Genomic DNA, 25,422 nt, shown 5'->3' on the forward strand with positions numbered 1-25,422 from the left:
ACAACGACACAGAGATGCCTTGTGGTACCATTGCGGTACCTGAGTCTCTGTAGTGAAGGAGCAGCCTGATGAGCCACGCTGATTTCATCACCACCAGCCGCGGCTTGCGCCGCAACAGTCCGCCAATGCGTCTGTTTGAAAAAGCGAAGCAGTTTGGGATCTGGAATCCGTCCTCAATCGATCTCAGCCGTGACCGACAAGACTGGGAACAATTGCGCGCCGACGAGCGCGATCTTCTCTTGCGTTTAACTGCGCTTTTCCAGGCCGGCGAAGAGGCGGTCACGCTCGATCTGTTGCCACTGATCGGCGCTGTCGCCCGCGAGGGACGCCTGGAAGAGGAGTTGTATCTCACCACGTTTCTGTTCGAAGAGGCCAAACATACCGATTTCTTTGCCCGCTTCATTAGTGAAGTAGCCCGCGTCGAACCCGATCTGAGCCGGTATCACACGCCAAGCTACCGGGCGCTCATTTACGAAGCGCTGCCGACGGCAATGCATCGCCTTGAACAGGAACCCTCGCCGTTTAACCTGGCTGAAGCTTCGCTGACCTACAACATGATTGTTGAGGGTGTTCTGGCCGAGACCGGTTATCACGGTTACTTTACTATTCTCGACACTCACAATTTGATGCCCGGTGTGCGTGAAGGGATTCGCCTGCTCAAACAAGACGAGTCGCGTCATATTGCTTACGGCATTTACCTGCTTTCGCGATTGATCGCCACCGATGCCCGTATCTGGGATCACATCGTTGAGCGGATGAATGAGCTGGTTTTGCACGCGATGGGAGTAATCGACGAAATCTTCGCCAGTTACGCCGAAATGCCGTTCGGCTTGCAGATCGAGACATTCAGCACCTTTGCCCTCAACCAGTTTCAGCGCCGCCTGAACCGGTTAGAGATGGCTTGCCGCCAGAGCATCGCCGAGATTGAGGGTCTGGCAACCGATGACGAGGAACTGGCATGAGCGCGTTTACCCGGCGAGTCGTGTTTCTAACCGGCGCTGGCGGCGGTTTGGGACGCGAGTTTGCCCGCCAGTTACTGGCGGCTGGAGCTGACCTCGTATTGAGCAGCCACAATCCGCAACGTCTTGCCGCCGCCGCCGAGTATGCCGCCCATAAACTACCGAACAAGCCGGTAGGTCGCATTCGCGCACTCTTGCCGGCAGATTTGAGCGATCCGACCAGTTGTGATCGGCTGGCCCAACAGGTAGCGCAGGTTGCCCCAGACCTTGACCTGATCATTCACAATGCCGGCATCGGGCTGTATGGCCCACTCGATGCGATTCCAGCCGAAGCAGCCGACCGCCTGCTTCGGATCAACCTGCACGCGCCGATTCGGTTAACTGCGGCCTTGCTGCCGATCATCCACCATCGCCCAAAGGCTCAGATCGTCTTTATCTCGTCGATTCTTGGTCGAGCCGCGCTGCCCAACATCAGCATCTACAGCGCAACGAAATTCGGTCTGCGCGGTTTTGCCGGTGGCCTCACCGCTGATGGCTACTGTGTCAGCACCGTCTACCCCTTCTTTACTCAAACCGACATTCTCGATTCGCCCCAGTATGGCGATGGACCGGCGCGGCGAGTACCAGGGTGGCTTCTCGATCAACCATCCGCAGTTGTGCGAGCAAGTCTTGCCGGTATCGCTGCTCGCCGTCGCCACATTTTCCCCAGTTGGAAGGCCCGTCTCTATGCCGTTGTTGCCGCTGTGGCACCCGATATTCTGCCACCGTTTAGCCGTTTGATTTAATTGTGAACAGCGAGCCCGGGTTTATCGTACAGAGATCGGGGATGGCTGTGGTACACTAAGGGATATGTTCAACAGCATTGTTGCGCTCTGACACAACGGCGTTAACATTATCAGGATCGAGTGTATGACCGAACTTGCCGCAGAACTTACCCGCCTCACCTGCGATCTGATCCGGTTTGAAACGATTGCCAGCCGGCCCGATCAGTTGCAGGCCGCGATTGATTATGTCGCCGATTATCTGGCAGATATTCCATCAATCTTTGTAGAAAAGAGCAGCGCCGAAGGAAAACCGGCGCTGGTAGTAACGCTTCATCCAACCCGCTCGCCCCGCCTTATGCTGAATGGTCACCTGGATGTCGTGGTCGGTCAACCGCACCAGTTTGTGCCAGAAGTGCGCGATGGTCGGATTTACGGTCGCGGCAGCCAGGATATGAAGGGCAGTATTGCGGTCATGATGCGGCTGATCCGCGATCTGGCCTCGCTTCCACATCCACCGGATGTCGGTTTTCAGTTCGTGACTGATGAAGAGATTGGCGGTCGCCACGGTACCGGTCGGTTGCGCGATGAAGGATGGCAGTGTAGCTTCATGCTCTGCCTCGAACCAACCGACCTCGGTATTATGTTCGAGCATAAAGGTGGTATGTGGGCGCAACTGCGCATTCCTGGCCGCGCCGCTCACGGTTCGCGTCCCTGGGAAGGCGACAATCCGGTCTACCGGCTGATGCAGGGCATCCAGGCTATGACCGAACGCTATCCTCCCCCTATCGGCCCGCAAGACTGGCGCACTTCTGTCACGCCAACCGAGATTCACGTAGGAGCCGGATCGCGGAATCAAGTGCCAGCCGAGGCGTTTGTTACGTTCGATATTCGCTGGACAGCCGATACTACGCCTGAGGCGATTCAAACCGATTTAGCCGCTGCCTTTCCCACTGCCGAGTTTGTCAACGTGCTGGCCAGCGCCGGTCTCAACACCGATCCCGAACATCACGAGGTCGAACGCATCGCCAGTCTGATCGAGCGCTATACCGGCCAGACTCCCCGTTTTTATCGCGAACACTTCGCTACCGACGCTCGCTACTATTCCCATCTCGGCGTTCCGGCAATCTGTCTCGGTCCGGTAGGAGCCGGCCTGCACTCGGCGGAAGAATGGGTGGAAATTGACAGTCTGGTCACACTGTACCGGCTTATTACCGACTATTGCACAGCCTTTTAGCAGTATTTTTATGCTTTACCTGTTACAAACCCTTCCTGGCCTGGCGCCGCTCACATGGCGCGAGGTAGAACAAAAGATTCAATTCGAATCAAACCGACCTGCGCCGCGTCAAATCGGCATGCGCGGCGTGCCTGCGCGCAATGATGTCATCATTTGCGACCATCAAGGTTCTCCCCGCCCTTTGCTTGCCCTCCGCACCATCGAAGATGTCTTCGTCGTTGCCAGCCGCGGGTTCAACATTGCCCCTGATGAGCGCGGCTTGCGCCAGATCTATGCCGCCACCCGAAATGAAGCGACGGTCAAGCCGGCCCTGGAAGTCTGGCAGCGACTGAACGCAGGGAAGCGGAGCGGAACCTTTCGCGTGGTTGCCCGTATGGTCGGCAAACACAACTTTCATCGTCATGAGCTAGGACGCGCCGTTACCGATGCCATTCGTGACGGCTGGCCAGGTCGCTGGCAGGCGGTCAAGGAAGAGGCCGATCTTGAAGTGTGGGCTACCTTGTTCGAGCGCGAGTTGATCGTTGCTATTCGTCTGTCTGACTCATCGCTGCGTATGCGTGGCAAGATTGCCCACCTGCCGGCTTCACTACGTCCGGCGCTCGCCGCGGCAATGGTTATGCTAACGCAGCCAGCAGAAGATGACATCTTTCTCGATCCAATGGCCGGTGTTGGCACGTTGCTCCTCGAACGCGCTGCCGCCGGGCCATTTACCGCGCTCTACGGCGGCGACATCAGCCCGGCGGCAGTCACTGCAATGCAGGCCAATTTACGCGGCATTCGCGGCCAGATTGAAGTGCGCCGCTGGAATGCGGAAAAGTTGCCATTGCCCGACGCCAGCGTTACCAAAGTTGCCGTCAATCTGCCATTCGGTACGCAGATCGGTGAAGGCGAAGACCTCAACGAACTCTACCGCGATGTGCTGCGCCAGATTGCCAGAGTTCTGAAACCAGGCGGACGCCTGGTAACACTGGTTGCCGATCAACAATTGCTTGATCGCGCGCGCGCCCAGGCTGCGCCGGTCTTGCGCGCCACGGCCCGCCATCGGGTGCTGGTGCTCGGTCACCGCGCAACCATCTGCGAACACATTCGCGTTCCCGGCCCGGTTCCGCCACCACAACCACCGACTCCACCAGAAGACGATGATTGGGAGTAGTGTATGCCACGCCAGTTTCGTTCGCTGATCAGCGCGCTGATTGTTCTGCTGGTGTTCTGGTTGATCTGGTCACGGCTCCATATTGTGATCTGGGTGCAGATGCCCTGGTGGGGATTGCTCCTGCTGGCGGTTGGCATCTATCTGGTGATTGACTACGGCATCGATCAGGTTTTTGGGCGACGACGGTAGTGAGCGACCCGAATCGGACGCCGCTACCGCGTCAATCCCAGCTCTGCCATGACTGCCTCTTCGCGCGCGCGCATATCAGCCTCATCAACAGGGCCACGCTCGTGATCGTACCCCAACAGGTGGAGCACGCCGTGTACGGTCAGATAAGCCAGCTCGCGGGCCGGGCTGTGCCCATATTCCATCGCCTGCGCAACGACCCGCTGATACGAGATCGCAATATCGCCGAGGTAACGCGGCTGATCAGGCGCAGTTACAAATGGCCCTCGATCGCCATCATCGGCGAATGAGAGCACATCGGTCGGCGCATCAACCCCACGAAAGTCGCGGTTGAGCCGGTGGAGTTCCTCGTCGGTGGTAATTCGGATGCCAATCTCACAGCCAACTGGCACTTGCTCGGCAGCCAGAACTGCACGGGCCGCGCGTTCGACTAATCCGACATCAGCTTCAAGACCTTCATCAATCAGAACTTCAATCACGTAGCTCATAGCAATCACTGACCTGTGTGGGTGAGAACGAAAAGAGACGCAGCAATGCTAGATAACCATTCATAGCTGCGTCTCTCTGTCTGCCATTGGCATTGCCGACTACGGCGAGGTTGACGTGTCAGGCGCGTGTTGCAGTGCCTGTTGAGCCAGCAATAACACATCGCGCTCCCGCTCGAAGGAGACGCGGCGCAAGGCCTCTTCGAGCGGGAACCAGCGCGCATCATCGACTTCACCGGCCTGGGGACGAACTTCCCCGCGCTGGTAGCGCAATAGAAAGAGATCAACGTATTTGTGTACTCTGGCTGTGCCTGAGCGAAACCAGTATTCGATCGTCGCCAGATGACGCTCAACAACCCCTTCCAGTCCGGTCTCTTCGGCAACCTCTCGCACTGCCGCCGCCTCAGCAGTTTCGCCGCGGTTGACGTGCCCTTTAGGCAGCCCCCAACGCTCACCGCGATCGGTGGCAATCAATGCGACCTCGATCTGCGCGGCGACAATACGATAAATAACACCGCCAGCCGAATAGGCTGTGCGATGTGAGACTGAACGGCGTGAAGTCATGGATCCCCGATCAGGCACGCTTGAGCACTCGACCGGCGCGCATATCCCAGTAACGATCGATCGAGTACTGAATCCGCTCACGAGCAACATCCGCCGACTCCCAGCCGACCGGCTCGACTCGAGAGCCTTCCAGATCTTTGTACACGGTAAAGAAGTGCTCTACTTCGCGCAGGTAGTGCGCCGGCAGCGCAGTGTAGTTGTGGTAGTCGGCGAAGAAGGGATCGTACTGCAACACCGCCAGCACTTTGTCGTCCGGCTCACCTTTATCGAGCATGCGGAAGAGTCCTAACGGGCGCGCCTCGACGATGCAGCCGGGGAACGTTGGCAGGTTAGTCATCACCAGCACATCGAGCGGATCGCCGTCATCATAGTAGGTTTGCGGCATAAAACCGTAATCGCCCGGATACTGCACCGCCGAGTAGAGTACCCGGTCGAGACGGAACGCGCCGATCCGTTTGTCAAACTCATACTTGTTGCGCGATCCCTTGGGAATTTCAACTACAACATGAATGACATTCGGAACGTCTGGACCCGGCTCCAGATCGTGCCACAAGTTCTGCATTGGTAGCCTCACTCGATAGCCAACATAACTCCATTACCTGAAGATTATAACACGTAACCGCCGGCCTGTTCGTTACGCAGCACGGCATGCCCAAAGCGTTTATCCTGCAAAGAGTCCGTTACCGGGCGTAGTCCGCCTTCGAATCACGACAGCATCGATTAACGCGCTGCTATTGCCAGCGCAATACCGGTTGCCCGATACAACGGCCATTCAGCTTGTGGCGCGCAACTGACGATAATTGCGCCGTCGCCGATCCGGGCAACTCCGGCAATGGCACTACCGTTGGCCGCCTGACCAGTAAAGGTTATCAAACGGCTACCATCAGGGAGCCGATACGGTGCCTCTGCCTGGGTTACTGTCACCCAATCGGCTACAAGCTGCGGCCACGTCGTTTCATCAACCGCTGCCGGATCGATCACCGCGCGTCGCCCAACCAATCGGCCATTACCAACGGCCACCAGCTCATCAACCTGCGTCGCCGGTAACACCTCCCAATCAGCGGGAAACATCACTGCTCCCGTTTCCATCTGCGCTGTCGCCCAACCGGCTGGCGCCCAAATCAACGGACTGGCGTAATCGACCAGCGTAGTCAGACGACGTTGTGGCTCTCCCTGCGGCGATAACTGCCAGATTTCGCCAGCGGTCGTTTCGGCATAGAGGGGCGCATTTCGATCGGCGTCTGGATTCCATGCTGATGGCACTATTACCGCCAGCGCATTGCCATCGGGTGACCACGCCGCAGCAGTGACACGCGGAATCCGAGCCGTCAACTGACCGCGCAACGTCAGATCACCACCCGGCAACATTTCCCGTCGCTCGCCTTGCAAAGCTATGATACTCAGCGACCAGACATCATATCCGGTAAAGCCACGCGCATCACTGAAATTGTATTCAACTGACGCCAACGTCTGGCCATCAGGCGCAAAAGCCGGCGGACGATGCCAGCCGGCGCCGGCCAGAGCTGGCACGCCGCCCCCTTCACTGCTGCCGGCGATCATGGTCAGGTTGATGTCAACCAGCGCCTGATAGCCCAAAAATCGCTGATAAGCAACCTGGCGCGCATCGGGAGACCAGGTCGGCCCATACACCAGATAACCTTGCCGGGGCGAACCATCGGCAGTCGCGAAGTTCCAGGCATTCGCGCCGGCGCGATTGATCAGGCGGATTGCATTGGTTTGACCGGGAAAGGGCAAGAAATCGGGTTGCATTGCCGGCGATGTGGTATATGCGAGGCGACGGCCATCAGGCGCGAAAACCGGGTCACAACCGGGACCAATTTCACGTTCGCTAGCAGTCGGCAGATCCACGATGTAAACTGTCGCTGTGGCGCACCAGCGACTCCAGCGTTCCCAATCAAGCGGCAAAGTCGGCGGATCATCCGCCGCGGCAAAGGCCAGCGATAAGCCATCGGGCGCCCAGCTCATGCCATAGACGGCGCGACCACTCACCAGCGTTCGAGTCTCGCCATCATCACGACTGATAATGCTCACTGCCTGGCCGTAAGCGACGGCAATTTGCCGACCGGCAGCATCAACCGCCACATCGCGCGCCTCGGCAGCCAGCACCCGCTCGCGGCCATTGGCCGGATCGAGCGCAATCAGCGCCCCGTTTCGCGTGAAGAGCACCTCAGCCGGATAAGACGGCGCAACAATAGACGGCTGCGCCACCTGGGTGGGCGAGGCTGGCGGCGTGGTCGGAGAGGCCGGCAGTGCGGTTGGAGAAGCTGCCGGCGCGGTCGGAGAGGCCGGCGGCGTAGCTGGCGTCAATGTTGGCACAGCCGTCGGTAACGTAATGGTAGCCGTCGCTGTTATATTTGGCGATGCGAGCGGCGCCGACGGCGTTTCTGCCGGCAGGTCAGACACCGCGCCGCATCCGACAAGGATGGCCAGACAGAATATCCAGAGACGCTGCAACATCACGATCACGTCCTTCCTGTGAAAGAGAAGTCCCTTGTTATCATGATGAACGTGATCAACCGTTTGTTCCGCGCAACGCAACGATACGGCAATTGAACGAAATGCAGTCAGCTCAAGGCAAAGAATGCGCCAACTACGCGCCGCATCGTTGCGTTATTGCGATGATTGTTATTGCTGGGTCAACGTTGCCACATCGACGAGAATCTCGATCTGGCCGGCACTTTCCGCAGTGCTCCGCAACTCGGCTACCCATGGCAAGAAGGTAGCGTTGAACGCCTCCTGACCGGCAGGGGTATCGAGCAAATTCCGATCATCGAACGACCGCACTTCTGGCCCCTCAAGCACCTCAATGATATGCCAGCCGTAATCGGTTTGTACCAACCGTAGCTCGCCGGGCTGCATGCTAAAGATTGCTTCCTCAAACGGTTCAACATACACACCGCGCGGCGCCCAACCTAGATCGCCGCCTTGCGCCGCCGACCCTGGATCGTCCGAACGCGCCCGTGCCAGCGCAGCGAAATCGCCGCCATTTTGCAACTCAGTCAGAATCGCTTCGGCTGTTTCCTTGCGGCTCTCAGCTTCATCGGGTGTAGCCGCCACCAGGATATGGCGCGCGCGCACCTGTTCGGCAGTGGTGTGCTTCAGCAGCATCTGCTCAATCAGTTGATCGCGGCCCAACAACCGGCGTAGCTCCGCTTCATCGGCAATCTTGTTGCTTTGCAAAAAGGCGACAAATTGCGTCTCATCACCACCGGCCTGCGCCAGGCGCAACTGCTCAACCTGACCATCGATCAGCGTTTCATCAATAGTCGCTCCTGATTGCAATGCTGCCTGAATCACCAGCTCGACATCGATCATCTGATCGAGCAGGGCCTGCGGATCGGCGCCGGGCAAATAAAAACGATCAAAATCTTGCCGCAAGATATATCCATTACCGACGCGAGCAATGGCGCCTTCTGGCGCCGATGATTCCCCTGGCGTCGTCGGCGCACTGCTTGTAGGCACACCGGCAACTGTCGGCCCAGTCGGCGCGCCGCATGCCGCCAGCATCAGACCGGCCACCAACACGACCCACACCGCGCGATAAAACCCCCATATTCGACTCACATCAAAGCTCCTCTCCAAACCAGACAGACGCATATTTTGCAATATGGTCATCCTACCACACATTGCGATACTATGCGGAGCAGGCATCATCACCTTCATTATGGCGCGCCGATAGCAAATCCCTCGTGTGCGCCAGTAAAAATGATTGTGAGCCGCAGCTACTGTTTTGGTATGCTTCGATACGCCGGAACAATCCCAGCATGTAGATGCAGACATCCCTGCTGACCACCCGAATTGCCCTCTTTTCAGCCAGGGCAGGCAAGAGAGTGAGACGCAGACCGCGCCTGCGTGACCGGGCTTGCCGTCGATCCGCTCGCATATTCAATATGGCACGGTGAGCACACGTAGCGCGAGCGCAAGACATTGAGAACGTATAGCGAACTACGCTACGTTGCCTCCGCTTTCCCTCGCCATTGGTCAGCAACCAAACCACTATGCCAAAGTATGGTAAGATGGCGCGCTAGTGAAGGATTCATTGACGTCGTTGTGCCGGTCAACACCCGCCTTTTTGTGACAGGCAATCAATGTGGAGGAACAAACTATGGGCCTGATGGAAGGCAAGAAGGGCCTGATTCTCGGTGTTGCCAATGATCGTTCCATCGCCTGGGGCATTGCGCAGGCATTACACCGCGAAGGGGCAACAATTGGTTTCACGTACCTCGGCGAAGCGCTCGAACGGCGCGTGCGTCCGCTCGCCGAAAGTCTCAACGCGCCACTCATCGAGCCATGCGATGTGTCCAGGGATGAAGATATTGCCGCTTTGATGGAACGAGCGCGTGAGACATTCGGACAGATCGACTTCCTCGTTCACGCTATCGCCTTCGCCAACAAAGAAGAACTGAGCGGCACTATTCTCAATACAACCCGCGAAGGTTTTCGCATCGCGCTTGAAATTAGCGCCTATTCGCTGATCGCGCTGGTCAAAGCTGCCGAACCACTCTTCGCGCCCAATGCCAGTGTGCTGACGCTGACATATCACGGCGCGCGCCAGGTGATCGGAAGCTATAACGTAATGGGTGTTGCAAAAGCTGCGCTCGAAGCCAGTGTCCGCTATCTGGCTGCCGGTCTCGGTCCGCGCGGGATCCGCGTCAACGCCATTAGCGCCGGCCCCATTCGCACGCTGGCTGCCAGCGGCATCTCTAACTTTCGCAGCCTGCACAAGCACTTTGCTGAATATGCGCCGCTGCGCCGCAATGTGACGATTGAAGATGTGGGCAACGCCGCTCTTTATCTCTGTTCGCCACTATCAGCAGGCGTTACCGGCGAGATTCACTACGTCGATGCCGGCTTTAACGCGATTGTGCCCGGTAGCAGTGAAGAGTAGCGGATTAGAAGGCTGTGTGCTACAATGGGCCAACAACCTGCATACTCGTGCGGAGGAGAGAATGGTAGAGGTTGCAGTTGTCTCAACCAATGACGCGACCGCCAATCGACTGGCGGCCCTCGTACCGGCCAATGACTTCCGCGTAACAACTTGCCCACCCGATGAGCTGCCAGCTCCACTGCCGGCACTGTTTATCGTGGCAATGCCTGCGCTTGCTTCGCCGGAAGAGCAGTTGATCGAGCGTCTCCGCGCTGATGAGACGACAGCCAATCTGCCGATTGTGATAGTCAGCGACCTGCCGATGAATGAGTTACAATCGGTGCCCTACGCCAGTGATTGGACGATTGCCATCGTGCCTGAACCGGTCGAGTCAACTGTGCTGGTAGATACGATCAATTTTTTGCTCGGTCGGGGATGACGAAATGAGCGGGGAAGAACGGTAGTCCGTTCTTCCCCGTCTTTATTGACCAACCTCCCACTTCAATGGCTGTATCTGCCTTTAGCCCCCTAACGCCACCAGCGACCGCTCGACCAGCGCAAAAACAGGTGCCGGGATCAAGCCGATACCAATTGTGCCAACCGCCGCAATCACGATATCGGCGGTCAGGCCACGATTCAGCGCAGGCTCCGGCTCGCCCTCTGGCTCGGTCATAAACATCCGGATAATCACGCGCAGATAGAAGAAGGCTGCGATTGCGCTGGTCAAGACACCTACCAGCGCCAACCAGGGCAGACCGCCTTCCCAGGCGGCGGTCAACGCATAGAATTTGGCCATAAATCCAGCCGTTGGCGGCACCCCGGCCAGCGAGAACATAAAGATGGCCATGGCCACGGCTAGCATCGGCTGACGTTGATACAATCCGGCAAAATCATCCAGGCGCCAGGCATTTTCGCCCTCATGCTCGAGCGCAATCAGCACGGCAAACGCGCCCAGATTGCTTAAGGCATAGACCAGTATATAGAAGATAAAGGCTTCTGGCCCGCGTTGTTCACCGGCTACCATCACGCCCAGCATCACATAGCCGGCATGACCGATGCTCGAATAGGCCAGCATGCGCTTGACGTTCGTTTGCGCCACCGCACCCAGATTGCCGACCACCATTGTTAACGCCGTCAAGCCGGCCAACACCGGCAGCCAGTACTCATTAAGCGTTGGCAGCCCCTCAAAGAGCAGGCGTACCAGCGCAGCCAGCGCCCCTCCCTTAGTGCCAACACTCATGAACGCAGCAACCGGCGTCGGCGATCCCTCGTAGACATCCGGTGTCCACATATGGAAGGGAGCCAGCGCCACTTTAAAGGCGAAGGCGATCAACACCATTGCCGCTCCACCCAGCAATAGGGTGAGGTTGAGATCACCCAATACACGACCGGCAGCATACGCGCCGATCTCGCTCAAGCGCGTCGAACCGGTTGCGCCAAAGATGAGAGCAATACCATAGACGAAAAATCCGGCGGCAAATGCGCCCAGCACCAGGTATTTCATCGCCGCCTCTTCCGAGGTCAGGCGAGGATACGCAAAACCGGTCAAGATGTAGAGCGTGATCGAGAGCGTCTCAATACCCAAAAAGAGCACTATCAGATCGGCGCCCTGCGCCAGCAAGATCATGCCGCTGACCGCAAACATGATCAGGGGGTAGTATTCACCTTGCTCGATCCCCTGATTGGGTAGATATTCCAGCGACATGGCAATACTGAGTGCGCCAATCAGTAAGAAGACCCACGTCAGCGTCAGCGCAAAGGGATCAAGGCGCACCATGCCGCCAAATGTCGTGCCGGTCACTCCCCACAAGGGCAAGCCAACCAGGCCAGCGACGACCAGCCCGGCAATTGCAAGATAGCCGGTCAGTTTCTTGCGACCGTCGGGAATGAAGAAGACATCAACCAGCAATAAGACTGTTGCCCATGTCACCACTACCAACAGTGGCGCTATCAAACTCAGATCCACCGGCGGGATCGCCAATGACTCCATCTTCTCTCCTCCTCGCCTGTGCCGGTGATATTCTGCAACTATTGGCACAGAGCGTCTCGTTGCCTCACCGCATGCTGGCCACCCGGCGCCAGGATCGGCCTAACTGCCGGCTGCTTGCGCGATCAAATCAGCGACCAATGCTGCGACGCTATGTTGCATTCCGGCGAAGAAAAACGCCGGATAGACCCCGATTACCACGATTGGAATGCTCAGCAGCGCAAAAGCGGTTAGTTCGCGCCGGTTGAGATCGGGCAGAGTGGCATTTGCCGGTTGCGAGACATCACCCATAAACACCGACCGAAACAGCTTGAGCAGATACGCCGCTGCCAGCACAACTCCGCCAACGGCGAAGGCAACGTAGATCCAGCCCAGCAGCGGCGAGCGAAATGCGCCGGTGATGATGGTAAACTCGCCAACAAATCCGTTAAGCCCCGGCAAACCTGCCGACGAGAGCGCCACCAGCAGGCTGAAGGCGGCAAATACCGGCATCACCTTCCACAAACCGCCGTACTCGGCCAGTTCTCGTGTGTGTCGCCGCTCGTAGAGCACCCCTACCATCAAGAAGAGCGCGCTGGTGCTAAGCCCGTGATTAACCATCTGGAGCAGAGCGCCGCTAATGCCTTCCGCATTGAGCGCAAAGATACCCAGCACGACAAAACCCATATGACTGACCGACGAATAGGCGACCAGCTTTTTCATATCAGACTGGGCAAAAGCCACCGCCGCGCCGTAGATAATCCCAATCACCGCCAGCACTGCCAGCGCCGGCGCAGCCCACTGCGACGCTGCCGGGAAGAGGGTGAGATTGTAGCGGATCATGCCGTAGCCACCCAGCTTGAGCAAGACGCCAGCCAGCACCACCGATCCAGCCGTTGGCGCTTCAACGTGGGCATCGGGCAACCAGGTATGAAATGGCCAGAGGGGAACTTTGACCGCGAAGGCCAGAAAAAAGGCGCCAAACAATAATCGCTCGGTCGTGGTATCGAGCGTTAACCTACCGGCGCGCAGATCGCTGACAAATTGGCTGAAGCTAAAGGTGCCGCGAAAACCCGGTTCAACCGCAGCAATCGCGTCACGATGCAGAATGTGCAACGCAATCAGCGCCAGCAACATTAAGACTGAGCCGGCAAAGGTGTACAGAAAAAACTTGCGCGCCGCGTAAATGCGATTCTGGCTTCCCCAAATACCGATCAAAAAGGTCATTGGAATGAGCGTAAACTCCCAGAAGAGATAGAACAGCAAGAGATCCTGAGCCACAAAGACGCCAATCATGGCTGTCTGCAAGATCAGCAGCAGAATCTGGAAGTTACGCACATCTTTGTGGACCGAATCCCAGGTTGACAGCGTAACGATCGGCCCGAGAAACGTGGTCAACATCACCAGCCAGAGACTAATCCCATCAATGCCCAGACTATATGTTGCCCCCACAATCGGCAGCCACGGCACTTCTTCAACGAACTGCATTACCGGTGGCGCGCCCACCACTGCCATCTGCATCGGATTGGTCTCAAAGCGCAGCGGCAGGAGTAGCGAGAGCAGGAACGTCGCGATCATCGTTGCCAGCGACACCTGGCGAGCCAGCCCGGCATTCGCGCGTGGAACGAATAAGAGCGCCAGCGCTCCGGCTGCCGGCAGCCAGAGGATGAGCGAGAGGAGCGGAAAGCCTAGCTGATTCATAACCCTCCCTCTTGGTGTGGCGCACCGGCAATCTGCGCGCCGACCGCCACCCCGGCCATCGCGTACCGGGCACAGGAATACACTACCGGTCTCAGACCATTTATCTGATCCCGTTCACCCTGCGCCTAGCGGGCAAACCAGAGCATTACCCCAAGCACAAGCAAAACGCCAACCGTGAAGACGAGCGCGTAGGTGCGCACGTAGCCGGTTTGCAACGCGCGCACACCATTGGCCAACCCGCCAAAGAATCGGCCAATGCCCATAACCAGGCCATCAACTCCTTGCGGATCGAAGACACGAGCCAGAAAGTTGGCCAGTTGCTCAAAACCGGCAACTACCGTGCGCTGGTAGAGTCGATCAAGATACCAGGCCTCTTCCATGCCCTCCCAGATGTCACCACTGTAGCGATAGGCCGGGTCTTTCCCGCCGATCTTGATTCTGGCTGCATTGGTGGTATAAACCCACCAGCCCAGATACCCGGTTCCCACGGCCCCTATCGTAGCTATCAACGCCAGCCAGATGTTAAACTCGCCGGCTTTCTCGTGCAGAACCGGTTCGAGCCAATCGGTCAGCCAGTGCAGCACCGGCAGATTAATCACACCGCCGATTACCGCACCCACAGCCAGCACGATCAGCGGCACTGTCATAATCGCAGGGCTTTCGTGCGGATGGTAACCCGGATCGCGTTGCGTGCCGAAGAAGACTAACGCCACCTGCCGACCCATATAAAAGGCGGTCAACAGCGAGGTCAAGAAGAGGATGATGAAGATCGGGGTATGGCCGTGACTGATCGCGTGCGCCAGGATCTCATCTTTGCTCCAGAAGCCGGCTAACGGCACAATTCCGGCCAGCGCCAGCGCGCCGATGACATAGGTACGGAACGTTATCGGCATCGCGTCCTTCAACCCACCCATCCGCCGCATATCCTGCGTATCGTGGGTGCCGTGGATGACCGAACCGGCAGCGAGGAAGAGCAGCGCCTTGAAGATACCGTGGGTCAGGAGATGAAAGATGGCTGCTACATATGCACCCATCCCGCAAGCAGCCACCATAAAGCCCAACTGTGACACGGTACTGTAAGCCAGCACCCGTTTAATATCCCACTGCGCCATGGCCGCCGTGCCGGCCAGCAGCGCCGTCACGGCGCCGATCCAGGCCACCCAGCCCTGCGTCGTAAACGAAGCGGTAAAGAGCGCCTCAGTGCGCGCCATTAAATAGACGCCACCAGTCACCATTGTTGCAGCGTGGATGAGCGCCGAAACGGGAGTAGGGCCAGCCATTGCGTCAGGCAGCCAGACGAAAAGGGGAAACTGCGCGCTCTTGCCGGTAGCGCCGATAAGCAAGAGAAATGAGATCGCCGTGCTGACAAAGATCGGCTGCCAGTCAGGGCCAATCCGCAAACCGGCAATATCGCTCACCCGCTCGAGAAAACCAATCTGACCACCCTCGCCGTCACCGTAAAAATTCAACGTGCCGAAATAGGTAAAGACTGCCAGCATCGCCAGGATGAAGGCCGCATCGCCGATTCGATTGACGATAAACGCCTTGACCGCCGCCTCGCCAGCCGACTTACGCTCAAACCAAAACCCGATCAAGAGGAACGAACAGAGACCGACACCCTCCCAACCGAGGAAGAGCAGCAGGAGGTTGTTCGCCATCACGAGGAAAAGCATCATGGTGACGAACAGATTGAGGTAGGCGAAATAGCGCACCACCCGCGGATCACCGTGCATGTAGCCAATTGAGTAGATATGGATCAACGCGCCGACACCAGTGATCAACAGGGCCATTACCGCAGTGAGCGGATCGAACATAATCGCAAATGGTACCCGGAAGCTGCCGGTATTGATCCACTCCCAGGCGGTGCTCACGATCCGTCGCTCTTCTGGTGGCATGCCGGCCAGCATTGCCACCGCGATCAGGGTAACCACAAATGCCGCCACCACCACGCCGCTTGCCACCAGACCGGCTTCGCGTTCGCGGCGAATGACAAAAACGTTTAAGAGAAAGCCAATAAATGGGAGCAGCGGAATCAACCAGATCAACAGTTCCATAGCCGGCTAGCCCTTCAATGTGCTGACTTCATCGACATCGGCTGTGCGCTTGGTGCGGAAGATGGCAACCAGCAATGCCAGCCCAACCGCAACCTCAGCAGCGGCTACCGTGATCACGAAGAAGACGAGCACCTGCGCTTCAACCCCTAACTGTTCGCGAGCAAACGCCACCAGCGCCAGATTCGCCGCATTGAGCATCAACTCAACCGACATGAAGACTACGATTGCATTCCGGCGCAATAATACACCAAGCACACCAATGGTAAACAGGATCGCGCTGAGCAAGATATAGTACGACGTGGGCACCATCAAATTTTCCTCCCCCGCTGACTCAACACGACCACCCCGATCACCGCAATCAGCAGAATGAAGCCGGTGATTTCAAAGGGCAACAGGTAATCGGTAAAGAGTAGTTCTCCCAACGAGCGTGGATCGCTAAATTTGATCAATTCCTCGCCATCTGGCGGTGGAGTCGTGGCGCTGCCCAATCCTACCACAACTGAGACAATCAGCAGGGCCAGTCCTAACAACAACGCTAGCGGTTGCTGCCACGCGATCCGATCCGGCGCATCTTCAACCTTCTCGGCCCCCAACAACATCACCACAAACAAGAAGAGTACCATGATCGCGCCAGCGTACACCGTCAACTGGATGGCAAACAGAAACGGGGCGCGCAGCAACAAAAACAACACCGCAATCGCGCCAAAGTTGAGTAGCAAAAAGAGCGCGCTATGCACTGCATTGCGCGAAATCAGCATTGCCACTGCTCCGGCGATGGCAACTGCCGCCGTGATGAGAAACAAGATTAATTCCATACACCGTGCTCCGCTTACGTCAGGCGTGAAGACGCAAAAGCGCCAAACCATCCGTGATGTTGCAGCGCGCAACCGCCGCCTGGCGCCCGATCATAACAGTGTCAGAACCCTTCTGCGCCCGATCACAAATCAATCTTTGCCGGTGGACTTGGTTGCCGGTTAATCTGTTGCAAAATCGGCGGTGGATCGCCATGACCCTTATCCGGCGGCACCAGCAGCATCTCTTTGGTATAGATCGACGCGCGTCGGTCGTAGAAACTCAATTCGTACTGATGCTCGAGCACAATCGCGTTGGTCGGACAGGCATCTTCGCAGTAGCCACAGAAGATGCAACGCAGCATATTGATCTCGTAGACAGCAGCATACCGCTCACCCGGCGAGTGGGGATTTGCCGGATCATTTTCTGCCGGCACGACCAGAATCGCATCGGCAGGACACGCTGCGGCGCAGAGCGCGCAACCGATGCAGCGCTCCTGGCCGTTTGCAAACCGCTTTAGCTCATGCCGACCGCGAAAACGCTCGCGCACCGGTCGCTTCACTTCGGGATACTGCACTGTCACCGGTCGCTTGAACATGTAGCGGAGCGTTGTGCCTAACCCTTTGACCAGTTCTTTGAGCATGCTTCACTATCCTTTCAGCAGGCGCTTACCAGCGCCCAGGCTGGTTTCTTACTGCAAAGTAACCCAGATATGTTACCCCTGCGATGACGGTAATTGAATATCATTGACGAATGTAACATTGTCAACCGGCTTCGGCACGCGGTTAATGCCGATAGCAATCGCGAGCGTCAATGCGCCTAAGCCGAACAAGATCCACGAATGAACGACGCGATCGGGAATGAGCACGATCACGACGGTCGTGTACACCAGATTAAGCAGGCCTAGCGGCAAGAGCCACTTCCAGCCCAAATCCATCAGCCGATCGTAGCGCAGACGTGGCCACGAGGCGCGCACCCAGACTGAAATGAACAGGAAGATGGTAACCTTGAGCAGGAACGCGCCGAGTGAGACGATGCCGAAGACGATACTACCCACAACCGGACCGGCCAGCGCAGTCACTTCCCGCCCAAGAATGTCAAGGCCGGGGAAATGCCAGCCGCCAAAGAAGAAGATCACTGCCAGCGCCGAGATAGCAATCAGTTTGATATATTCGGCCATAAAGAAGAGGGCAAACTTCATTGAACCGTATTCGGTGTTGTAACCGCCGGTCAATTCCTGCTCGGCTTCTACCAGATCGAATGGCGCCCGCACCACTTCTGCTGTTGCCGCGATCATGTAGATCACGAAACCGAGCAATTGAGGGATGATGCCCCACAACCAGCCTCGTTGCTGACTGACGATCTCATGCATCGAAAAGGTACCATACGTCATTACGACGCTGAGTATTGCGCATCCTAACGCCAGTTCATACGAGATCAGTTGCGCCGATGAACGGATACCACCCAGCATCGAGTATTTATTATTCGAGGCCCAACCGGCCAGCGTAATACCGTAGACGCCGATACTCGTTACCGCCAATACGTAAAGAATACCGATATTGAGATCGGTAATCTGCAAAATATTCCACAGATTGCTCCGATCCGGATCATAACAGGCCTGATAATCCCAGTTCAGATTAAGGCAGCCAAACGGGATCACTGCCCAGATGATCAGGGCCGGAATGACCGCCAGCGCCGGCGCCAGCAGATAGACCGGTTTATCGGCCAGCGCTGGCACGATGTCTTCCTTAAAAAAGAGCTTGACTGCATCAGCCGCCGGCTGCAAAAATCCACCCGGCCCGGCCCGGTTGGGACCAACCCGGTTCTGGAGCCGGGCCAGTAACCGCCGCTCAAACAGGGTGAGATATGCGAAGGCAGTCGTTACCGCCAGCGTGATGACAAAGCACTGAATGACGATAATCAGAATGGTGAGCCAATCCATAATTGCTCCCTTAACGCTACCCCATCACCACCTTCGCCAGACTTACCCGCGTGCGCGGCCCCGTCTCAATTGCTGCCGCCTCAACATCGGCCAGCCCTGCCGGCAATAAGACCATCCCTGCCGGTAGATCGGCCAGCACCCGCGCGGGCAGCACCAGTTCACCACTCGCCGAGGTCAACCGCACTCGATCTCCGCTGTGGATGTTTAGTTTGGCTGCATCATCGTTGCTGAGGGCAACACAACCTGCCGGTACCAGACTTTGCAATTTTGAACCGCGCAGATGGCGCTGATCGGCATACGCCAGCACCTGTTCGAGCAACAGCAAAGGCCGATCATCGGCAAAGCCGGTCGTAGCGCCGGTGAAGGCAAGATGCAGCGCAGCTTTGGCGGCCAGCGCCGGCAAAACGAGACCAACGCCCTCGCTGTTGGTATAGCTGGTGCCATCGTAGTAGATCGCGTCATCGAATTGACGCCCCCAATTGCCACCGCTGCCAGTTGCAGCTAACGCAGCGTAAGTGATACCGGCATACCCCGGCACGGTTTTGGCAATCTCGTCAGCCACATCACCTGCTACGATATAATCCCACGCTTCTGCCTTCACCGGGATCGGGCCATGGCGACCACCGCCAATCGGCACCATCGCCAATGCGTGAGCAACAGCAGTAACAATCTGCCAGTCTGGTCGCGCTTCACCTACCGGCGCGCAAGCCTGTCGCGAGCGTTGCACCCGGCGTTCGGCATTAGTGTATGTGCCTTCGCGTTCGGCGACGCTGGTGGCCGGCAAGACCACATCGGCCAGTTCAGCGCTGGCAGTAAGGAAGAGGTCTTGCACTACCACGAATTCAGCCGCTTCTAACGCGGCCCGCGCTGCCGGCACACTGGCAGCCGGATCGACGCCAGCCAGCCAGATCGCGCGCACCTGACCTGACTGTGCCGCCGACCAGATGCCATTGGCGTCGAGACCGCGCTGTTTGCGCAGGGCATAGCCCGGCCCGGCATCGGGACGCACTCCCATCTCGATCGCGCCGCGACTATTGCCACCGGGCAACAGGGCAATGATACCGTTGTTAGCCTTTCCGGCCTTCCCGCTGAGCAGCATCAACGCGGCCAGCAGCTCAGTTAGCGCCGACCCGGCGCTACGCGCTTCCCACCCGTAAACGATCAGGCTCTGCTCAGCAGACAGAAACTCTCGGGCCAGTTGAATGAGCGTTGATTCCGTCAGGTCACAGGCGGCGGCCAGATCGGTCAGCTTTGCCTGACTCAGCGCTCGTCGCATTTCATTCCAGCCCGGCACCTGCTCAAGCAACGCCGTCTTTGCGCCAGATTCAATCGCCGCTTTCAGCAGACCCTGCGCAAAAGCCAGTTCACCCTCAGGCCGGTATCGCACTACCTGCGTTGCAGAGCGATCCAGTTTGGTTGGTCGCAAGCCGGCAACCACCAGTTTACCGCCACGTTGCGCAATCCCACGCAAACGCAGCATGTACAATGGCGCCTCTTCTTCGGGATCGGCGCCGACTACGAACACTACCGTACCGGCACCCAGCTTGCTCAGATCGGTATCAGGGCCGGGAGCGAGCAGACCACCAATCACATCTGCCGACAGCGCTGACGGCCCGCCAATACCGGTATCGATATTCTCGCTACCCAACTCGCGAAGCAGCTTCTGAAAGAGGTAGAGATCTTCGTTGCTCAAATGCGCCCCGGCCAGACCAGCCAATGCCTGACCACCGTGGCGCGCCCGAATAATCGTCAACTGATCGGCCACCACCTCCAATGCCTCATCCCAGCTCACGGGAATCAGCGTACCGTTGCGCCGCACCAGAGGTGTCGTAAGCCGTTCAGGCGCTTCGATAAAGCGATGACCGTAGCGACCCTTGTCGCAAATCCAGATGTCATTGACCGCTGCATTCTCTCGCGGCATCACGCGCATCAGCCGGTCGTGGCGCATATCGAAGGTGAGATTGCACCCAACCGGGCACAGCGTGCAGACCACCGGCTTGCTCTGCAACTCCCATACGCGAGCCTTAAACCGGAAATCGCTGCTGGTCAACGCACCAACCGGACAAATATCGGTCGTATTGCCGGAAAACTTACTGGCAAAGGGAGGATCCGATTTCGAGATAATCATCCAGTTCCGACCACGATGATCGAAACCGAGCACCGGATCATCGGCAATCTCATCCTGGAAACGCACACACCGACCGCACAAAATGCAGCGTTCGCGATCGAGATAGATCAGATCGCCCAGCTTAACCGGCTTCTCAAAATGCACCTTGTCGTTGTAATCGAAACGTGAAACCGCCGGCCCCCAACCCATAGTCAGATTTTGCAACGGGCATTCGCCACCCTTATCGCACACCGGGCAATCGAGCGGATGCGAGGTGAGGAGAAATTCCAGAATACCGCGCTGAGCAAACTTCACCTGCTCGGTCGTCGTCTTGACCACCATCCCCGGACTGACCGGCGTCGTGCAGGCGGTTTGCAGCTTGGGCATCATAGCAATCACCGGCTGACCGTTGGCGTCAAGCACCGGTTGTCGGGTCGCCGGATCGACCTTCGGCGTGCCAACTTCAACCAGACACATCCGGCACATGCCGACCGGTTTGAGGCGCGGATGGTAACAAAAAACCGGGATCGCGATGCCTGCCTGTCGCGCGGCATCAACGATATTAGTACCGGCAGGCACCGTGACCTGCACGCCATCGATGGTAAGTGTCACATCAGACATTGCACGTTACCCTTTATGCTAACAACGGGTAATGGCGGATCTGCTGCGCTTCCGCTCGGGTTACCGATGCGTGAAGCGATGCCAGGCTTGTTCGGCGGCCAAGACCGTTGTTCAAACCGATTTTCGCCCAGTCGTTTCTTGCGCGCGACAATCGCCGCCCCTGCGCCTTCAGCCTCTGGTTGCGGCCCCCTTAATGATGTGCCACCAGTGGAATGTGGTGACCGTTACTCTTGCCAGAGCGTTTCACCAGCGCCTCAAACTCGCTCGGGAAGAGTTGGAGCGCGCTCTTAATCGGCATCACTGCGCTTTCACCCAACAGGCAGAAACAGTTACCGGCCATCTGGCGATAGATGCTGTGCAGGGTGTCAATATCGGCAGCAGTGGCATGGCCATCTTCGACCATGCGATGGAGCGTGCGAACCAACCAGTGGGTTCCCTCGCGGCAGGGTGTACACTTGCCACAACTCTCGTGCTTAAAGAACTCGTCCATTTTGTAGGCGAGGTGGGGCGCCGAGACGGTATCATTGAGCACGATCACTGCTCCAGAACCGAGCATCGAGCCGGCGGCAGCAATGCTTTCGTAGTCGAGCGGCACGTCAAGATGGTCAGCGGTAAGCCATGGCGCTGACGCGCCACCGGGAATGATAATCTTCACCGGACGACCACCCTTCATGCCGCCACCGTATTCAGGCGACTCGATCAACTCACGCAACGGCACGCCAAAGGGCAGTTCGTAGTTCCCGGGTCGATTCACATGACCGCTGAGCGAAAAGCACTTCGTACCCGGACTCTTTTCGGTGCCGTGCGAACGGTACCATGCCACACCCTTTTCAACGATTCGCGGCACATTAGCCAGCGTTTCGACATTGTTGATAATAGTCGGCTTCCCGTACAGACCGGCCACTGCCGGGAAAGGCGGCTTCAGGCGAGGCTGACCGATTTTGCCTTCCAGCGACTCCATCAACGCCGTCTCTTCGCCGCAGATATAGGCGCCGGCGCCACGGTGGATATAGATGTCAAGATCGAAGCCGGTACCGAGAATATTCTTACCTAAGAAACCGGCGGCATACGCCTGCGCAATGGCCTGTTCGAGCGCGCGCGCTGCGGCGGCAAACTCGCCCCGCATATAGATATAGGCCGTGTTCGCTTCAATCGCATACGCCGACAACGCCACGCCTTCAATCAATTGATGGGGATTCCGGTCAATAATCTGATGGTTATTAAATGTGCCCGGCTCAGACTCATCGCAATTGCAAAGGAGGTAACGCGGGTAAACCCCTTTGGGCAGAAAACCCCACTTGATCCCGGTTGGAAAACCGGCGCCGCCGCGTCCACGCAACCCGGAATCCTTAACCATCTGTACAATATCAGCCGGCGTCTTCTCGGTCAAAGCGTAGCGATAGGCTTCCCAGCCGCCGTGGCGGCGGTACACTTCAAAATCAGCAATATCGGGAATGTCGAGTTCCCGCATCACAATATGTTCACTCAGACCCATCGCACTCAACTTTCTAGCGCACCAACTGGCAACCAGTGCGACATCATAACGGCGAGGCTTTGCGCGTATCGGCCCGATCGAGACCGGCATCGGCTTCTGGCACCACGGAAGGCGGTGGCGATGATACCGGCGCTGGCGGCTCGATCACAAACTCTCGTGGCCGGTATGGCGCAAACCGTTCGATCTGAACCAGCCGGCCATCGCGGGTAAACTCATAATCTTCGGCAAACCGACCGCTCACACCTCGCTTGCGCGCTTCGGCGGCACGCGCGCGCAGGTCGTTGAGCAATGTTTGCACTCGATCGGGGGTCACATCGTAGACGTAATCAAGATTGGCCTGCAACACTGGGGCGCGGTCGCATGCGGCCAGACACTTCACCCGCTGGAGGGTAAACATACCGTCAGGGGTGGTCTCATCTTCGCTGATACCAAGCGTCTGCTTTAGCGCCGCAATCAGCTCTTCGGCGCCGCAGTAGCAGCAGGGCACATCATCGCACACCTGCAACACCCAGGTTCCAACCGGACGGTTATAAAAGAGGGTATAAAATCCGACCACCTCGTAGACATCGGTCGGCGGTAATTCCAGAATTGTCGCCACTTCGCGGATAGCCTCGTCAGTAAGATAGCCGTAGGTATCCTGGGCGAGGTACAGCAACGGCAACACTGCGCTCCGTTTGCTGGCATATCGGGCCACAATGGTTTCGATCTCAGCCCGATGGGTTTCGAGTAGTTTCACAGTCTCCTCCACGCTAGCGATCCACCTCACCCAATACCGGATCGAGGCTCGCAATCAGCGCCACCAGATCGGCGACCAGACGACCTTTTGCCATGTGGGCCAGACTCTGCAAATTGATAAACGACGGCGCCCGGAAGTGAACGCGCCAGGGTTTGGGACTACCGTCGCTCACAACATAGCAGCCGAGAATGCCGCGAGGTGACTCGATACTGACATAGGCATCGCCGCGCGGTGGCTTAAACCCCTCAGTCCACAACTTAAAGTGGTGAATGAGCGACTCCATACTCTCGGTAATCTCGCGCTTAGGCGGGGGAGCCACCTTGCGATTCGGCGTTACCACCGGTCCCGGCCCCAACTCGCGCAAGCGCTCAGCCGCTTGCTGGGCAATCTTCACACTCTGGCGCATCTCGGCAATGCGCACCCGATAGCGGTCGTAAATATCGCCATTCTTGCCGATCGGGATCTCAAACGAATACGTTTCGTAACCACTGTACGGCATCGCCTTGCGCACATCGTAAGCCACACCGGTCGCGCGCAGATTCGCGCCGGTGAGACCGAGCGCAATTGCGGCCTGGGCATCAATCACGCCAACACCGACGGTACGCTCGAGCCAGAGCGGATTTGCAGTCAACAAATCCTCGTATTCATCAATGCGCGACGGCATAATTGCCAGGAACTGCTCGACGGTTGGGAGAAAATCAGCCGGCAGATCGTAAGCCAGCCCGCCGATGCGGAAATAACTGGTCATCATGCGAGCGCCGGAGACCAGTTCAAAGATATCGAGGATCTGTTCACGCTCGCGGAAGGCGTAGAGGAAGACACTCATTGCCGCCAGATCGAGCGCGTGCGTGCCCAACCAGACGAGATGTGACGAGATCCGCTGCAATTCGGTGAGCAAGACGCGGGCAATCTGCGCCCGTTCTGGAATTTCAACCTCAAGCAGTTTCTCAACCGCCAGCGCATAGCAGAGGTTATTCGAGAGTGGCGCCAGATAATCCATTCGGTCGGTAAGCACTACCGCCTTCTGATAGGTCTTGCTCTCCATCGTCTTCTCGATGCCGGTATGCAGATAACCGACATCGGGCGCAAGATTGACGACCACCTCACCATCAAGCTCAAGCACCAGCCGCAACACACCGTGCGTACTCGGATGGTGCGGCCCCATATTCAGCACCATCGTCTCGGTACGACCCGAGATCGCCGGCTCGATAATCTGCTGAGGGGTCGGCACAGTAATCGGTTCAGTCATACGCGACTACTCCCTTGCGAATGGCTTGCGCGCATAGATGCGTTCCTGATTAAATGTGAACGCAACCTCTTCGTCACCGAGCGGATGATCCTTCCGTAACGGATGGCCGACCCAATCATCAGGCAGCAGAATCCGGGTAAGCGAGGGATGGCCGGCAAACTTAATCCCAAGCAGGTCAAACGTCTCGCGTTCCTGATAGTTGGCCGTCGGAAAGAGCGGCGTGAGTGACGGCACGGTTGGATCGGGTTCGTCACAGCCAACTTTCAGACACACGCGGTGGCGATGGCGCAAACTGGTAAGATGGGCAACCACCTCGAAGCGCGGCTTGCGCCCCAGATAATCGACCCCGCACAGATTTTCGAGGAAAACATATGCCAGCTCGGGATCATCGCGCAAGAACTGAGCGGCGGCCAGATAGCCAGCCGGTGTTAGCGTCACGCTCAGATCGCCACGAAACTCGCTGACTGCGCGGATCTCGCGCCCAACTGTATCACGCAAGGCGGCAAGCACCGTCTGATTATCCATA

Annotated in this window: 24 protein-coding genes; 7 read left to right on the forward strand and 17 right to left on the reverse strand. The window is 57.6% G+C overall.

Annotated features, from left to right (window positions below; all coding sequences use genetic code 11):
• The first annotated feature begins 68 nt into the window (after window positions 1-68).
• The 5 genes from Q0650_RS13670 (at window position 69) to Q0650_RS13690 (ending at window position 4,299) form a co-directional block, all read left to right on the forward strand.
• Window positions 69-962, forward strand: a complete 894-nt coding sequence (locus Q0650_RS13670) for a R2-like ligand-binding oxidase (RefSeq protein WP_298819879.1) — start codon at window positions 69-71, stop codon at window positions 960-962.
• On the forward strand, window positions 959-1,744 hold the full coding sequence (locus Q0650_RS13675) for an SDR family oxidoreductase (protein ID WP_298819881.1): 786 nt from the start codon (window positions 959-961) through the stop codon (window positions 1,742-1,744). The genes Q0650_RS13670 and Q0650_RS13675 overlap by 4 nt, the downstream gene beginning before the upstream one ends.
• A gap of 124 nt (window positions 1,745-1,868) precedes the next feature.
• Window positions 1,869-2,957: a M20 family metallopeptidase gene (locus tag Q0650_RS13680; protein ID WP_298819882.1), complete on the forward strand. Its 1,089-nt coding sequence runs from the start codon at window positions 1,869-1,871 to the stop codon at window positions 2,955-2,957.
• A 10-nt stretch (window positions 2,958-2,967) separates the two neighbouring features.
• Entirely contained in the window at window positions 2,968-4,110 is a 1,143-nt protein-coding gene (locus tag Q0650_RS13685; RefSeq protein WP_298819885.1) for a THUMP domain-containing class I SAM-dependent methyltransferase, read from the forward strand.
• A gap of 3 nt (window positions 4,111-4,113) precedes the next feature.
• Window positions 4,114-4,299, forward strand: a complete 186-nt coding sequence (locus tag Q0650_RS13690; protein WP_298819886.1) for a hypothetical protein — start codon at window positions 4,114-4,116, stop codon at window positions 4,297-4,299.
• Window positions 4,300-4,322: 23 nt separating this feature from the next.
• Here Q0650_RS13690 and ybeY read toward each other — a convergent pair whose 3' ends face one another.
• From ybeY to Q0650_RS13715, 5 genes are all read right to left on the reverse strand, one after another.
• The gene (ybeY, locus tag Q0650_RS13695) at window positions 4,323-4,784 is read right to left on the reverse strand and encodes an rRNA maturation RNase YbeY (RefSeq protein ID WP_298819888.1); all 462 of its coding nucleotides are present in this window, start codon (window positions 4,782-4,784) and stop codon (window positions 4,323-4,325) included.
• Between the two features lie 99 nt (window positions 4,785-4,883).
• Window positions 4,884-5,345 (reverse strand): NUDIX hydrolase, encoded by a 462-nt coding sequence (locus Q0650_RS13700; protein ID WP_298819890.1) that lies wholly within the window; start codon window positions 5,343-5,345, stop codon window positions 4,884-4,886.
• A gap of 10 nt (window positions 5,346-5,355) precedes the next feature.
• Window positions 5,356-5,907: an inorganic diphosphatase gene (locus Q0650_RS13705; protein WP_012259161.1), complete on the reverse strand. Its 552-nt coding sequence runs from the start codon at window positions 5,905-5,907 to the stop codon at window positions 5,356-5,358.
• Between the two features lie 158 nt (window positions 5,908-6,065).
• Window positions 6,066-7,823: a hypothetical protein gene (locus tag Q0650_RS13710; RefSeq protein WP_298820023.1), complete on the reverse strand. Its 1,758-nt coding sequence runs from the start codon at window positions 7,821-7,823 to the stop codon at window positions 6,066-6,068.
• Window positions 7,824-7,991: 168 nt separating this feature from the next.
• Window positions 7,992-8,930, reverse strand: coding sequence for a peptidylprolyl isomerase (locus tag Q0650_RS13715; RefSeq protein WP_298819893.1), 939 nt, complete (start codon window positions 8,928-8,930; stop codon window positions 7,992-7,994).
• Between the two features lie 541 nt (window positions 8,931-9,471).
• Between Q0650_RS13715 and Q0650_RS13720 the strand changes: the two genes are divergently transcribed.
• Window positions 9,472-10,254: an enoyl-ACP reductase gene (locus Q0650_RS13720; protein ID WP_298819895.1), complete on the forward strand. Its 783-nt coding sequence runs from the start codon at window positions 9,472-9,474 to the stop codon at window positions 10,252-10,254.
• Window positions 10,255-10,315: 61 nt separating this feature from the next.
• A complete protein-coding gene (locus tag Q0650_RS13725) occupies window positions 10,316-10,672 on the forward strand; it encodes a hypothetical protein (protein WP_298819897.1) in 357 nt (118 codons plus the stop codon).
• Window positions 10,673-10,753: 81 nt separating this feature from the next.
• Here the strand turns inward: Q0650_RS13725 and Q0650_RS13730 are convergent, their stop codons facing one another.
• The 12 genes from Q0650_RS13730 to Q0650_RS13785 form a co-directional block, all read right to left on the reverse strand.
• Window positions 10,754-12,223, reverse strand: a complete 1,470-nt coding sequence (locus tag Q0650_RS13730; protein WP_298819899.1) for an NADH-quinone oxidoreductase subunit N — start codon at window positions 12,221-12,223, stop codon at window positions 10,754-10,756.
• Between the two features lie 99 nt (window positions 12,224-12,322).
• Entirely contained in the window at window positions 12,323-13,900 is a 1,578-nt protein-coding gene (locus tag Q0650_RS13735; protein WP_298819901.1) for a NuoM family protein, read from the reverse strand.
• A gap of 125 nt (window positions 13,901-14,025) precedes the next feature.
• Window positions 14,026-15,954 (reverse strand): NADH-quinone oxidoreductase subunit L, encoded by a 1,929-nt coding sequence (nuoL, locus tag Q0650_RS13740; RefSeq protein WP_298819903.1) that lies wholly within the window; start codon window positions 15,952-15,954, stop codon window positions 14,026-14,028.
• Window positions 15,955-15,960: 6 nt separating this feature from the next.
• A complete protein-coding gene (nuoK, locus tag Q0650_RS13745) occupies window positions 15,961-16,263 on the reverse strand; it encodes an NADH-quinone oxidoreductase subunit NuoK (RefSeq protein ID WP_298819905.1) in 303 nt (100 codons plus the stop codon).
• Window positions 16,263-16,769 (reverse strand): NADH-quinone oxidoreductase subunit J, encoded by a 507-nt coding sequence (locus Q0650_RS13750; RefSeq protein ID WP_298819908.1) that lies wholly within the window; start codon window positions 16,767-16,769, stop codon window positions 16,263-16,265. The genes nuoK and Q0650_RS13750 overlap by 1 nt, the downstream gene beginning before the upstream one ends.
• Before the next feature lie 122 nt (window positions 16,770-16,891).
• Window positions 16,892-17,389 (reverse strand): NADH-quinone oxidoreductase subunit NuoI, encoded by a 498-nt coding sequence (nuoI, locus tag Q0650_RS13755; protein ID WP_298819910.1) that lies wholly within the window; start codon window positions 17,387-17,389, stop codon window positions 16,892-16,894.
• Window positions 17,390-17,461: 72 nt separating this feature from the next.
• Window positions 17,462-18,688, reverse strand: coding sequence for an NADH-quinone oxidoreductase subunit NuoH (gene nuoH / locus Q0650_RS13760; RefSeq protein ID WP_298819912.1), 1,227 nt, complete (start codon window positions 18,686-18,688; stop codon window positions 17,462-17,464).
• Window positions 18,689-18,704: 16 nt separating this feature from the next.
• Window positions 18,705-21,416, reverse strand: a complete 2,712-nt coding sequence (nuoG, locus tag Q0650_RS13765) for an NADH-quinone oxidoreductase subunit NuoG (RefSeq protein ID WP_298819913.1) — start codon at window positions 21,414-21,416, stop codon at window positions 18,705-18,707.
• Between the two features lie 190 nt (window positions 21,417-21,606).
• Window positions 21,607-22,911, reverse strand: a complete 1,305-nt coding sequence (gene nuoF, locus Q0650_RS13770; RefSeq protein WP_298819915.1) for an NADH-quinone oxidoreductase subunit NuoF — start codon at window positions 22,909-22,911, stop codon at window positions 21,607-21,609.
• A gap of 43 nt (window positions 22,912-22,954) precedes the next feature.
• A complete protein-coding gene (gene nuoE, locus Q0650_RS13775) occupies window positions 22,955-23,647 on the reverse strand; it encodes an NADH-quinone oxidoreductase subunit NuoE (RefSeq protein WP_298819916.1) in 693 nt (230 codons plus the stop codon).
• 13 nt (window positions 23,648-23,660) lie between these two features.
• Window positions 23,661-24,896: an NADH dehydrogenase (quinone) subunit D gene (nuoD, locus tag Q0650_RS13780; RefSeq protein WP_298819918.1), complete on the reverse strand. Its 1,236-nt coding sequence runs from the start codon at window positions 24,894-24,896 to the stop codon at window positions 23,661-23,663.
• A gap of 6 nt (window positions 24,897-24,902) precedes the next feature.
• Window positions 24,903-25,421, reverse strand: coding sequence for an NADH-quinone oxidoreductase subunit C (locus Q0650_RS13785; RefSeq protein WP_298819920.1), 519 nt, complete (start codon window positions 25,419-25,421; stop codon window positions 24,903-24,905).
• Window position 25,422 lies beyond the last annotated feature (1 nt).

Source organism: uncultured Chloroflexus sp. (genome assembly GCF_937129525.1).
GTDB lineage: Bacteria > Chloroflexota > Chloroflexia > Chloroflexales > Chloroflexaceae > Chloroflexus.

Bases quoted from the DNA above. Each gene is read 5' to 3' on its own strand.
- Q0650_RS13720 (WP_298819895.1), top strand. From the start codon at position 9,472: ATGGGCCTGATGGAAGGCAAGAAGGGCCTGATTCTCGGTGTTGCCAAT.
- Q0650_RS13735 (WP_298819901.1), bottom strand. From the start codon at position 13,900: ATGAATCAGCTAGGCTTTCCGCTCCTCTCGCTCATCCTCTGGCTGCCG.
- Q0650_RS13705 (WP_012259161.1), bottom strand. From the start codon at position 5,907: ATGCAGAACTTGTGGCACGATCTGGAGCCGGGTCCAGACGTTCCGAAT.
- Q0650_RS13725 (WP_298819897.1), top strand. From the start codon at position 10,316: ATGGTAGAGGTTGCAGTTGTCTCAACCAATGACGCGACCGCCAATCGA.
- Q0650_RS13750 (WP_298819908.1), bottom strand. From the start codon at position 16,769: ATGGAATTAATCTTGTTTCTCATCACGGCGGCAGTTGCCATCGCCGGA.
- Q0650_RS13685 (WP_298819885.1), top strand. From the start codon at position 2,968: ATGCTTTACCTGTTACAAACCCTTCCTGGCCTGGCGCCGCTCACATGG.
- nuoH (WP_298819912.1), bottom strand. From the start codon at position 18,688: ATGGATTGGCTCACCATTCTGATTATCGTCATTCAGTGCTTTGTCATC.
- Q0650_RS13700 (WP_298819890.1), bottom strand. From the start codon at position 5,345: ATGACTTCACGCCGTTCAGTCTCACATCGCACAGCCTATTCGGCTGGC.
- nuoI (WP_298819910.1), bottom strand. From the start codon at position 17,389: ATGCTCAAAGAACTGGTCAAAGGGTTAGGCACAACGCTCCGCTACATG.
- Q0650_RS13710 (WP_298820023.1), bottom strand. From the start codon at position 7,823: ATGTTGCAGCGTCTCTGGATATTCTGTCTGGCCATCCTTGTCGGATGC.
- nuoD (WP_298819918.1), bottom strand. From the start codon at position 24,896: ATGACTGAACCGATTACTGTGCCGACCCCTCAGCAGATTATCGAGCCG.
- Q0650_RS13785 (WP_298819920.1), bottom strand. From the start codon at position 25,421: ATGGATAATCAGACGGTGCTTGCCGCCTTGCGTGATACAGTTGGGCGC.
- nuoF (WP_298819915.1), bottom strand. From the start codon at position 22,911: ATGGGTCTGAGTGAACATATTGTGATGCGGGAACTCGACATTCCCGAT.
- Q0650_RS13675 (WP_298819881.1), top strand. From the start codon at position 959: ATGAGCGCGTTTACCCGGCGAGTCGTGTTTCTAACCGGCGCTGGCGGC.
- Q0650_RS13690 (WP_298819886.1), top strand. From the start codon at position 4,114: ATGCCACGCCAGTTTCGTTCGCTGATCAGCGCGCTGATTGTTCTGCTG.
- nuoK (WP_298819905.1), bottom strand. From the start codon at position 16,263: ATGGTGCCCACGTCGTACTATATCTTGCTCAGCGCGATCCTGTTTACC.
- nuoG (WP_298819913.1), bottom strand. From the start codon at position 21,416: ATGTCTGATGTGACACTTACCATCGATGGCGTGCAGGTCACGGTGCCT.
- Q0650_RS13730 (WP_298819899.1), bottom strand. From the start codon at position 12,223: ATGGAGTCATTGGCGATCCCGCCGGTGGATCTGAGTTTGATAGCGCCA.
- Q0650_RS13670 (WP_298819879.1), top strand. From the start codon at position 69: ATGAGCCACGCTGATTTCATCACCACCAGCCGCGGCTTGCGCCGCAAC.
- Q0650_RS13680 (WP_298819882.1), top strand. From the start codon at position 1,869: ATGACCGAACTTGCCGCAGAACTTACCCGCCTCACCTGCGATCTGATC.
- ybeY (WP_298819888.1), bottom strand. From the start codon at position 4,784: ATGAGCTACGTGATTGAAGTTCTGATTGATGAAGGTCTTGAAGCTGAT.
- nuoL (WP_298819903.1), bottom strand. From the start codon at position 15,954: ATGGAACTGTTGATCTGGTTGATTCCGCTGCTCCCATTTATTGGCTTT.